Consider the following 12,001-nt stretch of genomic DNA (forward strand, 5'->3'; position numbering starts at 1 on the left):
ATTGCTGGAAGGGTAACTAGGCTACTAAAAGTGATTTCCCGCGAAATACTTGTTCTTGTAGCTCTGTATAGGTCTTGAATTTCTCTGGCGCCAATTGGTAGGAAATTGACGCTAGAAAACAGGTTTGTATCTAAGAGATCACGCTTTTTTCGGTCTATTGCTGCGACAAGATATTCATCATCTTTCCATGTTCCCGTGCAAACATAGTAGACCTTGCATAACGGGTTCTCTTTTAATTTTCCTGCGTGAGAAAAAATACGCTCCTTCATAGCGATCAATCGTCGAACGTCTTGGTTCGCCGGCATGGTTTGATGTTCGGCGAAAATTTCGTTGGCTAAGTTGTCACCTAGTGCAATCAAAGCTGCGCCATCAAATGAACTAGAGGTCTTGGCCTGAATGATGATGAATTCGACTTCCAAGTAACCATTCAAGGCCACAAGATCATCTATGAATTCAGCATCGGTTGCCAAGCGACCGTTGATCTTGATGGCAAAAGCATCGACGTTCAGGTCTTGGCCCTCGCCAACGACCATGTCTGAGGTGTCGAATTCATCTTCGTAGCGTTCAGACACAATGCAATGTGCTGCAAAGTGCTCAAACTGTTTGTCTTCGCCGTATTCAGTGATCCCCTGGGCAGTTGAGAACTCTTTTACAAGTGCTGATGTGATCGGGTCCATTTGGTCTCCTATCTGACTTCGGTGGAATTCTAAATCAATTTAGAGTTGATGCAAGGATTGCTTACTCCTCCTGAATGCCCGCACTTGCGTGCGCACATACCTCTCTTTCAACCACCGCTTCACGGGCTTGTAGGTTAGCCGTGTCGCTCGGTAGCGTTTTCCGACCGCCAGTAAGCATAAGATCCCCAGGCCGTGCGCGCCGCCCTACGGTTCCACCACCCACACACCCGTACACACACCTTGTGTACAGCCTGTGTACGCCTTGTGTACGCCCCGAACCCCCACGAAAAAGGGCCACCCCGGCGAACGGGATGGCCCTTTCCTGAATTTCGGAGGTGGGTCGGTTAGGAACTCCACCTTGGGTTCACGTCAGCCAAGGGCTGCCCTAGCTGCGCTCCTCCCAAGTTGTCCCGACACACTTCTCCAATACCTCATGATGCACTGGATCACCTCCTTTCAAATGTTTCGCCTGAAAGCAGAAAACCACAGATTTGGTATATTTCAAGTAAAAAGATACCTGATGTCGTGTTTATGCGCTGCGCAGCAGCATACGCGTAACAATGATGCGAAATGGCACCAAAGCGAGCAGCGCGATGCTGAGTTTCACGCCCCAGTCGGCCACGGCCAGTGTCACCCAAAGCGGCATCTCGGGACCGGTCAGCAGGAAGGGTGCGGCGTCCTGCGCCCACATCACTTCTTCGGCGGCAGATGCGCTTAACCCGTTGAAAACGGCGGCAAATGCGATGGAAAAGAAGATCGCCGTATCCACGGTTGAGCCAACCAGCGTGCTGCCGAGAGGCGCCTTCCACCACGATCCGTCACGCAGGCGGTTGAACACCACGATGTCCAGCAATTGCGCAATCAGGAACGCCGTCGCCGAGCCGATCGCCACACGCAGCGCCACGGCCGGATACTCGAACCCGTCACCCTGGATCATGATCCGGCTGCCGATCAGCGAACAGATGATGCCCACCACCAGACCGGAGAACACAACCTTGCGCGCCGCCGACGGCCCGTAGACGCGGTTCATCACGTCGGTGACAAGAAAGGCCAGCGGATAGGTAAACGCCCCCCAGGTCAAAAGCCCGTCGAGAAGCAGAAATTGTACGAGGATGTTGGATGCCACAACAATGGTGGCCATGGCGAGAACGCCGGGAAGGATACGTGTCATGCGATAATTCCGTTTTGACAAGGTTGCGGCACTTGGCCCCCGACGGGGACAGGGCGAATTAACGCCCTCTGCCTACTCCGTCAATCGGTATTCGACGACCTCGGTCCTTTGGAACATGCGAAAGTTGTCGTCAGAAATCAGCGTGATCCGCAGCCCTTGGGCGTCTTGCCAGACGCTGATCCCTTCGAGGTTATCATGTGTGCGCAGGCCCGTTTCGAGAATGGTCTCTTCATTGCGACCCTCCAGATCAAACCGCCTGATACGGCTGCGAAATCCGATGCCGGCAAAGTCACGTTCCAGCACATAGAGCTTGCCATCGGGCCCGACATCCGCGCCAACAGGCAGGAAAGGCCCCGTGCGCGGGATATCAAAAGGCTGATCCCAGACACCGTCTTTGAGCCGGAAAACAGGAAAAGGCCGCGTCGCCAGCCCCGACCTTTCGGGAATTGTATAAAGCGCGCCGTCCGGTCCAATCGCCAAGGCCTCAAGCCCTGAATTGGGCTGAAAGGCGTTAAAGTCCCGTGCGGCCATGAGTTCGGACCCGGGCTGATCCACGTCCGCAAAGGATCGCACCCCATCCTTACCTTCAAACGAGATATAGAGCGTCCCGTCCGGCCCGATGGCGAGCCCTTCGCTATCGCTGAAATCATCGGCGAGCGGAGCGCGGGTTGGCCCCAGCAGACGCCGCAGGACGCTGAGTTCGATGCCGGTAATTGCGTCTCCGTCGCGTGTGAATGTGCCGCGCGCGATGCTGCCGCGGTCTGTCAGGGCGACGAAATCCATCCCGTCGGCCGTCACCTCAATGGCTGAGAAGCCGCCGAAGAGCCGGTCGCTCACGCGCCAGTCATAGCTGCCAAGATATGTGACCTCGGCATAGGCAGGCACGGCCCTGAGCAGAGCCAAGAGGCATAAAAAGCGGAACACTTACTGGGCGTTCAAGACCGCTTGGCACTGGCCGGGCAGGTTGGCCATTGTCAGTTCTGCGCGTGGTGTTGGGGGTGGCGCGTTCGGGTCCGGTGGTGGCGGGTTCAGGATACGGTCAACCCATTCTTGCGCCTCTGCACATCCATCGCCCGGCGGGAGTGCCGCTTGGTTCTCGCACCCTGACGCACCCTCCGGGCAATTCAGGCGTACGTGAAAATGATAGTGATGGCCCCACCACGGGCGCACTTTGGACAGCCAGCTGCGATCACCGGTGGCCGAATTGCACATCGCGACCTTGGCACCGGGGAAGATAAAGATGCGTGCGGTACGCGGGTCTGACGCCGCAGCGCGGACGATCGCCTCATGCTGGGGCGTCCAGAGGTCGTTGGTAAATGCCCCCGCATTACGCCGCATCGAGATTGACGAAATACTTTCGCGCTCGGCCACTGTCAGGTCGAGCCTCTGTGGCGGCAACATCCAAACATCAAGATCCAAACCGGTCTGGTGGCTGGCATGTCCGGTGAGCATCGGGCCACCGCGCGGCTGGCTCATATCGCCGATATAAAGCCCCTCCCATCCCGGCTGTGTCGCGGCAAAGCGGCTGAGGTCGCGCACGTAATCCAGCGTTTTGGGTTGCGCCCAATTACGGTTGCGTGACAGGCGCATCGCTTGCCATGTCGGACCTGTTTCTTCCAACTGCTGCGCGCCTGCCTGACAGCCGCGCGAATAGCTGCCAAAGGGCTGCGCCGCTTGCGGCGAGGCGTCGGGTGCCGCGCCGAACAATGTCTTGGCGATGCGTGTGTCGTTGAAATTCTGGCTGGACAGGCTGACAACAGGCGGTTCTTCCGTCTGGCATGCGGCCAATCCGAGGGTAAATACTGCTGCGATTATGAAGCGGACCATTCTGCGCGATCTCCGTCTTTATTGACCCACCGTAGCAACAAAAGCCCGATCAGGAAAAGAAAGATTATAGGCAAGAACCCTAATTGATTGCTACCGGTCATGATCGTGAACAAAGTGATCAGCGCAGGGGCAAGAAAAGCAGTGGCTTTGCCGGTAAGCGCAAACAGGCCAAAGGCCTCGGCGGGGCGGTCGGGATGGGTGTGACGCACCATCATTGAACGGGATGAGGCATAGACCGCACCGCCCGCGCCACCGATGCAGACACCGCAGATATAGAAGATGATATCAGGGATGCCCGAGCCTTCGGCAAAGGGAATGCCAAAGATGCTCTCGCGGGACATGCCCACGATGATGACCGAGACAAGGATCAGCACCCAGACAGAGGCGCGGATAACCGGCTTGGGGCCATAGCGCGCATCTGCCAACCCTGACAGCCAGGTCGTGATGGCGGCGGCAATCGCGGCGATAATCCCGAACACGCCAATCTGGATTGTCTGCCAATCCAGTACCAGCGCCGCATAGACGCCGCCAAATGCGTAAAGCGCATTCAGCGCGTCACGGTAGAACATCGACCCCAACAGAAAGTTCAGCAGGCTTTTGCGGTGGAGTACCGACCGCAGCGTTTCCAGCAATTCGCCCCAAACCGCGCCCAGTTTCGTGGACTTCCGCGCAGCCTTGGGATCGTCGCGGACGAACATAAAGAAAGGGATGATAAAGATGACGTACCAGATCGCGATAAACGGCCCGACAAAGCGCGTGCCTTCGCGCGCCTCCGGGTCCAACCCGAACAGCGGCGCATTGCCCAACAGGGTGACGCCCTGATCATTCTCGGCAAAGAGCAGCAGCATGATGAAGAGCGATGTCACGCCGCCCCAATACCCAAAGGCAGCACCCGAGCCGGAAATCCGGCCAACCTCTTTGTCATTGCCCAGCGATGGCAGAATGGCGTTGACGAAGTTCAATGCGCTTTCAGCAGCAAAGAAGCCCACGTAGAACATCACCAGCACAAGGATGAGCGATGACCCATCCGGTGTCAGTCCCCACAACATGAAGGTCGTGACGACATAAACGACCGAGAAGAATGCGATCCACGGCATCTTGCGGCCCGAGTTGTCGGCGAATGCGCCCAAGAACGGGGCAGTGAAGGCAATCAGTAGCCCCGCAACCGTTTGCCCCGCCGACCAGACCCATTGCGCCTGCGCGTCAGCCGCGCTCTCGGACATGCCGGTGCTGAAGAAATACTCGGTCGCGACAACGGCGAAATACGGGCCAAAGATGAAGGTCAGGCCAAGCGTATAGAAAGGCTGCGATGCCCAATCAAAGGCCATCCACCCCCAGATGCGTTTCTTTGCGACTGCCATTTTTCTTGTCCCTGCTCTTCCCTGAAGGGATAAGACACAGATAAGCCTAAGGCTGGCAAGAATTCTTTAGTGCGACGTTCCGTCGTCAGCGGGCGGCCAGGGGCGGGTGTTATCCGCATCAATCCAGGCTTGCACCCAGGCGGGCTTTTCAGGCGAGGGTTGGTCAAGGCCAACCGCTGCAAAGACGCGGGCAGGGTTCACAATGCCGTTCTTGTCTGTCACGGCGGCGCGGAAAAGGGCCTGTACTGCACATTGGTCACCAATCCAGATGGTGTGTTCGAGATAAAAGAACCGCTCGCTCCAGCCCACTGCCTTGCTCACAATCCGGAATTTCACGAACGGACGGATGCGTTTGCGATAACGGATCGACGCGCCCGCCATCGTTAGGCCCCAGCTTTCCTTGCGCAGGGCATCGAGCAGGCCCGTGCGCTGGGCAAGACCGGTACGGCCCAGATCAAGCATCGTCAGGATGCGCCCGTTGTTCATTTCCAGGTATTGATCAATGTCCTGCGGCCAGCAGCGGTGATGCGACACATGGCTGCCCAAAGGATGCAGCGAGGGCATACGTTTGGCTTTGAGAACCTCTTTGATGACGCGGATAATAGGGTACATGCGGGCGTCCTTTCTTTCCACGGGGGATGCGCCCGCGTGACGTCTGCGTCAACTTTGACCTTGCGGCAGCCCTTGGGCTTGTCGCGGCGCGCGCAAGGGCTTAGATCGTGACAAACAGTTCAAAAAGGCCGCATCCATGCTGACAATTTTCCAAGCCCTCCTGCTGATCATTGGCGTGATCCGGTTCTTTGTTATTGCGCATTTCATCATGAGCTGGCTGATCCGGTTTGAGGTGCTGAACATCCGCCAGGAATTTGTGGGTCAGGTCTGGTACGGGTTGGAGCGGGTTCTGGAGCCGATTTACAGCCGCGTCCGCCGGTTTATGCCGGATCTGGGCGGGATTGACCTGTCACCGATCGTTGTACTGGTCGGCCTTGAAATCCTGCGTATCTTCCTGATCAACAACATGTTCGCATTCGCCTAGTCTGGTTTTTGCCGATTGGGCGTTAAATTTCCCGCAAAGAGTTGCGCTGGGGCGGAAATTGCTCAAAACTATGCGCATTGGGGCAACGTGGCGGACCGGAATGCCGCCGCACAATGGGAAATAACGACATGGGTTTTCTTAATCTGAGCAAAAAAGGTATCGCAATCGCGCTTTCGGCGCAGATGGTGCTGGCCACGCAGGCGGTAACAATGGCGCAGGCCGAGATGCTGGGCACAGATGCAGCGATCAGCAAATACACGGCTTTGGCGAACCGCAACGCGCTGATGGACGAAATGCAGCGCGATGAGGTCCGCGCCGAGATCGAAGCGCTTGGCGTTGATCCCGCCGAGGCCGAGGCCCGTTTGGCCGCGCTGTCCGACGCAGAAATAGCCACGATGCTGACGCAGATGGAAAATGACAGTGCAGGTGCCGATATCGTGGGCACGCTGTTCACGATTTTCGTGATCCTGCTGGTCACTGACCTTTTGTGCTTTACACGCTTCTTCAACTTTACGCGGTGCGTCCGCTAGGCGCATTTGTGAAACGCTTTGCCTACCTGCTGGCCCTGTGCTGGCTGGCGGCTTGCGCGCCACCTTTTGATCCGGATGAACGCCTGTCCTTTGACGCCCCGACGCGGGCGCAAATCGCAGGTGTGCCGCTGATCCAGCAGGAAGATTTCTTCTGCGGTCCCACCTCGATCGCGATGGTGATGCAGTGGGCGGGGACGGATATCACGCAAGAAGAGGTCGCCGCCCTTGCCTTCAGCCCGGGCGCGGGCGGTACCTATCTGGCAGATATGATCGGCAGCAGCCGCAGGTTGGGCCAACTTGCTGTCGAGATTGATAACTTTGAGCAGCTCTTGACCGAAGTGACCGCAGGCCATCCGGTGATTGTCTTTCAAAACCTCGGGTTCAGCGTGGTGCCCGTGTGGCACTACGGCGTTGTGACAGGCTATGATTTTGCACGCGATGAGGTCTATCTGAATTCCGGCCAGCAGGACCAGATGGTCATGCCCTTTGCGGTCTTTGAGCGCACATGGCGGCGCGGCGATTACTGGGGGCTGGTGGTGTTGCCACCCGATCAACTGCCCGCCAGCGTGGACGAGGCCGAGGTCCTCTCTGCCGCTGCCGCGCTCGAGCGGGTCGCGCAGTATGAGGCAGCCGAAACGCTTTATGAAACGGGTGCCGCGAACTGGCCCGAGAACTGGCTTTGGCAATTCGGTCTGGGCAATGCCCGCTATGCGCAGGGCGATTTGCGGGGTGCGCGACAGGCATTGCGCCGTGCCCGCAGCATTGATCCCACGATTCCCGAAGTGCGCGCCAACCTCGCCTTTGTCGAAAGCGAAATCGCGGGCTAATTCCCCTCATTCGCCCCTCTCGTAACCCATCGGAAATCCCGCATGGCGTAAATGTGCTGCTTGCGGTCGCGCATGACCTTTCAGTGCGGGGGCGCAAATGGTCTATATTCGGGCAACGCACCTTGGAGGTACCCGATGGCAGATCCAATTACCTTTACGCTCGACGGTCAGACCGTGACCGCGCAACCGGGTGAAACGATTTGGGAAGTCGCCAATGGACGCGGACTTGTGATCCCGCATTTGTGCCACAAGCCCGCACCCGGCTACCGGTCTGACGGCAACTGCCGCGCCTGCATGGTTGCGATTGAGGGCGAGCGGACCTTGGCCGCGAGCTGTATCCGCGAACCCGCTGAAGGCATGGTCGTGACCACCGACCAGCCGCGCGAAACGCAGGCCCGCCGCATGGTGATGGAGCTTTTGGTCGCCGACCAGCCCGCCCAAGAGGTGGCCCACGATAAATCCGCACATCTGTGGGACATGGCCGCGAAACAGGACGTGAGCGAGAGCCGCTTTCCCAAAGCCGATCCCGATCATATCCCCCTGCTTGATGACAGTCATGTGGCGATGTCGGTGAACCTTGATGCCTGCATCCAATGCGGCCTCTGCGTCCGCGCGTGCCGCGAAGTGCAGGTCAACGACGTAATCGGCATGGCAGGGCGTGGCGGTAATGCCTATCCGGTGTTCGATATGGCCGATCCGATGGGCGCGTCAACTTGCGTGGCCTGCGGTGAATGTGTGCAGGCCTGTCCGACGGGGGCGCTGCTGCCCGCGACGGTGACGGATGAAAACCAGATGGGCGACACGAAAGACTATGACAAAGAGGTCGAAAGCGTGTGTCCGTTCTGCGGTGTCGGCTGTCAGATCAGCCTGAAGATCAAAGACCACAAGGTCAAATTCGTCGAAGGCATCAATGGCCCCGCCAATGAGGGGCGGCTGTGCGTGAAAGGGCGGTTCGGGTTCGATTACATCCACCACAATCACCGCCTGACAAAGCCGTTGATCCGCCGCGATGATGCGCCCGCCAAGGGACTGAACGTGGACCCTGGAAACTGGCAGACCCACTTCCGCGAAGCGACATGGGACGAGGCGCTGGATGTGGCCGCCAAAGGCATGGCCGATATTGGCGGCACCGGTATTGCCGGTTTCGGGTCAGCGAAATGCACCAATGAAGAGGCCTATCTGTTCCAGAAACTGATCCGTCAGGGGTTTGGTCACAACAACGTCGACCACTGCACGCGGCTCTGCCACGCGTCCTCGGTCGCGGCGCTGATGGAGAACGTGGGCTCTGGTGCTGTGACCGCAACCTTTAACGAGATCGAGAATGCCGACGTGGCCATCGTCATCGGGGCCAATCCGATTGAAAACCACCCCGTTGCGGCCACCTATTTCAAGCAATTCACCAAACGCGGTGGCAAGCTCATTGTGATGGACCCGCGCGGTCAGGCGCTCAAGCGGTTTGCATCCCATATGCTGCAATTCCGGCCTGGTGCCGATGTGTCGATGCTGAATGCGATCATGCATGTGATTGTCGAGGAAGAGCTTTACGACCGCCAGTATATCGAGGCCTACACCGAAAACTGGGAGGCCGAGAAAGCGCATCTTGCGGACTTTACGCCCGAAAAGATGGCCAAGATATGCGGCATCGAGGCGGAAGTGCTGCGCGATGTGGCCCGCACCTTCGCCGGTGCCAAGGCCGCTATGATCTTTTGGGGCATGGGTGTGTCGCAACACATCCACGGCACCGACAATTCCCGCTGCCTGATCAGCCTTGCATTGATGACCGGCCAAGTGGGCCGGCCCGGTGCCGGTCTTCACCCGCTGCGCGGACAAAACAACGTGCAAGGTGCCTCTGATGCGGGCCTGATCCCGATGTTCCTGCCGGATTATCAGCCTGTGGGCGATGACGGTGTGCGGTCCGCGTTCGAAGAGATTTGGCAGGAAGGCACGATTGACCCCAACAAGGGGCTGACCGTCACCGAAATCCTTGATGCCGTACATGCGGGCAATATTCATGGCATGTATATCCTGGGCGAAAACCCCGCCATGTCCGACCCTGATGTGGAACATGCCCGCGATGCTTTGGCGAAACTGAAACACCTTGTGGTGCAGGATATCTTTATTACTGAGACGGCGAACTATGCCGATGTGATCCTGCCTGCCGCCGCCTTTGCTGAAAAATCTGGCACTGTCACGAATACCAACCGCCAAGTGCAAATGGGCCGCCCTGCGGTGCCCCCCCCCGGTGAAGCACGCGAGGATTGGTGGATCACCACCGAACTTGCCAAGCGCCTCGGCTTGAACTGGACCTACAGCCACCCGCGTGAGGTGTTTGCCGAAATGGCGCTGTCGATGAAATCGCTGTCGAACATCACGTGGGACCGGCTTGAGGCGCAGAATGCGGTGACATACCCGTCGCTATCGCCTACTGACCCCGGCCAGCCGATCGTCTTTGGCGATGGTTTTCCCCGTGCGAACGGGCGTGCGCGCTTTACCCCCGCCAGCGTGATCGCGCCGGATGAAGCACCCGATACGGAATATCCGATGATCATGACAACGGGTCGTCAGTTGGAGCACTGGCATACCGGCTCCATGACACGGCGATCACGTGTTCTGGACGCGGTTGAGCCGGAGGCGAACTGTTCGCTGCACCCCTCGACACTGCGCAAACTTGGCGTTGAACCCGGTGGAATGGTGACAGTGTCGAGCCGCCGGGGCAGCATCACGATTATGGCCCGCGAAGACCGGGCGGTGGCCCCCGATATGGTCTTTGTGCCTTTCGCCTATGTCGAGGCGGCGGCGAACGTGCTGACCAATCCGGCGGTCGATCCTTATGGCAAGATCCCCGAGTTCAAATTTTCTGCCGTGCGCGTCGAAAAGGCCGAAACCACCGTTCCGGCCCAGTAAGAACCTGCGCATCTAACGCCGGTTTAGGGGGCGCTATTGAATAGCACCCCCGCAACAGCCTAGCATTTGGTTGAATGCGGGGCCGATTTTGCGGCTTCTGCAAGACTAACCAAAGGAGACGCGCGATGCGCAGATTGACCCTGATTGCGGCCCTCTCGGGGCTTGCCCTGCCGGCCTTTGCCGATGACGCAGCCCTCTTGATGGGCGTTGACCGCTATCAGGAATTCAGCAGGGTAGGCGATGCAACGGATATTCTGGACGCCTCCGATGAGCTCCGGCAAGCAGGCTATCAGGTCACCACGCTCTCGAACGGGTCCGCGCGCGACATGAAGCGTCTGGCAGAAACATTGGCCGATGACGCGCTGGACGCGGATCGTCTGGTTGTTGCGCTTTCTGGTCGTTTCGCCACGGATGGCACGCGGACATGGTTCTTGGCGCAGGACGCCCAGACACCCACACCCTTTGGCTTGGATAGCGCGATATCGGTGGACACGGTACTGGATGTCCTCGCACGCACACCCGGTCAGGCGATCTTGGTGCTGGGGTACGATCAGGACGGGTTCAGCAGTTTCGGACGATATCTGCGCGAAGGCGTGGGAAATCTTGATGTGCCGCAAGGTGTGACTGTGATTTATGGGGAGCCGGACCGGGTTACCGAGGTTCTGACTGATGCGGTTGCCGTATCGGGTGGCGATATCATGGCCTATGTGCGCGACAACCGTCGCCTGAATACGCTGGGTTTCCAGCCGCAGAGCCTAATTATGCAGCCGTCAGATGCAGTTCCGGCGCCAAGCCTGCCGCAAATCGAGCCAAGCCTGACCGCATGGACCAACGCGCAGAATGCGAATACCGCCGATAGCTATCGCGACTTTATTTTTGATCATCCCCGCAGCCCTTATGTCGAAGAGGCGCGCAGCCGTCTGGACCAGATCGAAAATGATCCGGTCAGACTTGCACAGATTGCCGAGGACGCCCTGAACCTGACCCGCAACGAGCGGCGCGCGATCCAGCGTAATCTGACAGTGCTGGAGTTCGATACGCGGGGCGTGGACGGTATCTTTGGCCCCGGCACCCGCGGAGCGATCCGCAACTGGCAGCAAAACAACGGGTTTGGGCAGACCTCCTATCTGACGACCGAGCAGATCAACCGCATTGATGCGCAGGCCAGCCGCCGCGCCGCTGAAGTCGCGGCAGAGGAAGAGCGTGCGCGTGAAGAAGCCTTGTCACTGGAGCGTGACTATTGGGAAGAAACCGGTGCACGTGGCACGCGAGCCGGCTATCAGGCATATCTGGAGCGTTATCCCGACGGTATTTTCGCAGATGAGGCGCGCAACAGGCTGGCTGCATTGAATGATGCGACGAATGAAGCAACTAATGATGCAGCGCGGGCGCGTGAGGATGCGTTGAATATCAATCCTGTCCTGCGCCGACTTATCGAAAACCGGCTGCAGCAATTGGGGTTCAACCCCGGACAGGTTGACGGGCGGTTCGACAGCGATACGCGGCGCGCGATCGGGCGCTATCAGGCGCAGGGAAACCTGACATCGACGGGGTATCTGGATCAGGCGACACTGGCGCGTCTGCTGGCTGATACTTTCGGTCGCTAGGGGCAACTCCGCTCTGACACGTAAAAAGGGCGCCCCGCTTTCCGTGGGGCGCCCTTTTTCA

11 protein-coding genes are annotated in these 12,001 nt (G+C 58.5%); 5 read left to right on the forward strand and 6 right to left on the reverse strand.

Features of this window, described 5'->3' with window-relative positions:
- From VGP75_RS12440 to VGP75_RS12465, 6 genes are all read right to left on the reverse strand, one after another.
- Window positions 1–677: hypothetical protein (locus VGP75_RS12440; protein WP_327543974.1), on the reverse strand; the 677-nt coding region annotated here is incomplete at its 3' end.
- Window positions 678–1,206: 529 nt separating this feature from the next.
- Window positions 1,207–1,848, reverse strand: coding sequence for a queuosine precursor transporter (locus VGP75_RS12445; RefSeq protein WP_327543975.1), 642 nt, complete (start codon window positions 1,846–1,848; stop codon window positions 1,207–1,209).
- Window positions 1,849–1,920: 72 nt separating this feature from the next.
- On the reverse strand, window positions 1,921–2,772 hold the full coding sequence (locus VGP75_RS12450; protein WP_327543976.1) for an esterase-like activity of phytase family protein: 852 nt from the start codon (window positions 2,770–2,772) through the stop codon (window positions 1,921–1,923).
- Complete coding sequence (mepA, locus tag VGP75_RS12455; protein ID WP_327543977.1) at window positions 2,773–3,675, reverse strand: penicillin-insensitive murein endopeptidase; 903 nt, start codon at window positions 3,673–3,675, stop codon at window positions 2,773–2,775.
- Window positions 3,660–5,036: an MFS transporter gene (locus VGP75_RS12460; RefSeq protein WP_327543978.1), complete on the reverse strand. Its 1,377-nt coding sequence runs from the start codon at window positions 5,034–5,036 to the stop codon at window positions 3,660–3,662. The genes mepA and VGP75_RS12460 overlap by 16 nt, the downstream gene beginning before the upstream one ends.
- 66 nt (window positions 5,037–5,102) lie before the next feature.
- Window positions 5,103–5,648, reverse strand: coding sequence for an acyl-CoA thioesterase (locus VGP75_RS12465; RefSeq protein WP_327543979.1), 546 nt, complete (start codon window positions 5,646–5,648; stop codon window positions 5,103–5,105).
- Window positions 5,649–5,784: 136 nt separating this feature from the next.
- Between VGP75_RS12465 and VGP75_RS12470 the strand changes: the two genes are divergently transcribed.
- The 5 genes from VGP75_RS12470 to VGP75_RS12490 all read left to right on the forward strand — a co-directional run bounded on the left by VGP75_RS12470 (window position 5,785) and on the right by VGP75_RS12490 (window position 11,940).
- Complete coding sequence (locus VGP75_RS12470) at window positions 5,785–6,072, forward strand: YggT family protein (RefSeq protein WP_327543980.1); 288 nt, start codon at window positions 5,785–5,787, stop codon at window positions 6,070–6,072.
- A gap of 128 nt (window positions 6,073–6,200) precedes the next feature.
- Window positions 6,201–6,602 (forward strand): PA2779 family protein, encoded by a 402-nt coding sequence (locus tag VGP75_RS12475; RefSeq protein ID WP_055296970.1) that lies wholly within the window; start codon window positions 6,201–6,203, stop codon window positions 6,600–6,602.
- A gap of 8 nt (window positions 6,603–6,610) precedes the next feature.
- The gene (locus tag VGP75_RS12480) at window positions 6,611–7,429 is read left to right on the forward strand and encodes a PA2778 family cysteine peptidase (RefSeq protein ID WP_327543981.1); all 819 of its coding nucleotides are present in this window, start codon (window positions 6,611–6,613) and stop codon (window positions 7,427–7,429) included.
- Between the two features lie 135 nt (window positions 7,430–7,564).
- Window positions 7,565–10,333: a formate dehydrogenase subunit alpha gene (gene fdhF / locus VGP75_RS12485; RefSeq protein WP_327543982.1), complete on the forward strand. Its 2,769-nt coding sequence runs from the start codon at window positions 7,565–7,567 to the stop codon at window positions 10,331–10,333.
- A gap of 125 nt (window positions 10,334–10,458) precedes the next feature.
- On the forward strand, window positions 10,459–11,940 hold the full coding sequence (locus tag VGP75_RS12490) for a peptidoglycan-binding domain-containing protein (protein WP_327543983.1): 1,482 nt from the start codon (window positions 10,459–10,461) through the stop codon (window positions 11,938–11,940).
- The last annotated feature ends 61 nt before the right edge of the window (window positions 11,941–12,001 follow it).

The organism is Yoonia sp. (assembly GCF_036007805.1).
GTDB lineage: Bacteria > Pseudomonadota > Alphaproteobacteria > Rhodobacterales > Rhodobacteraceae > Yoonia.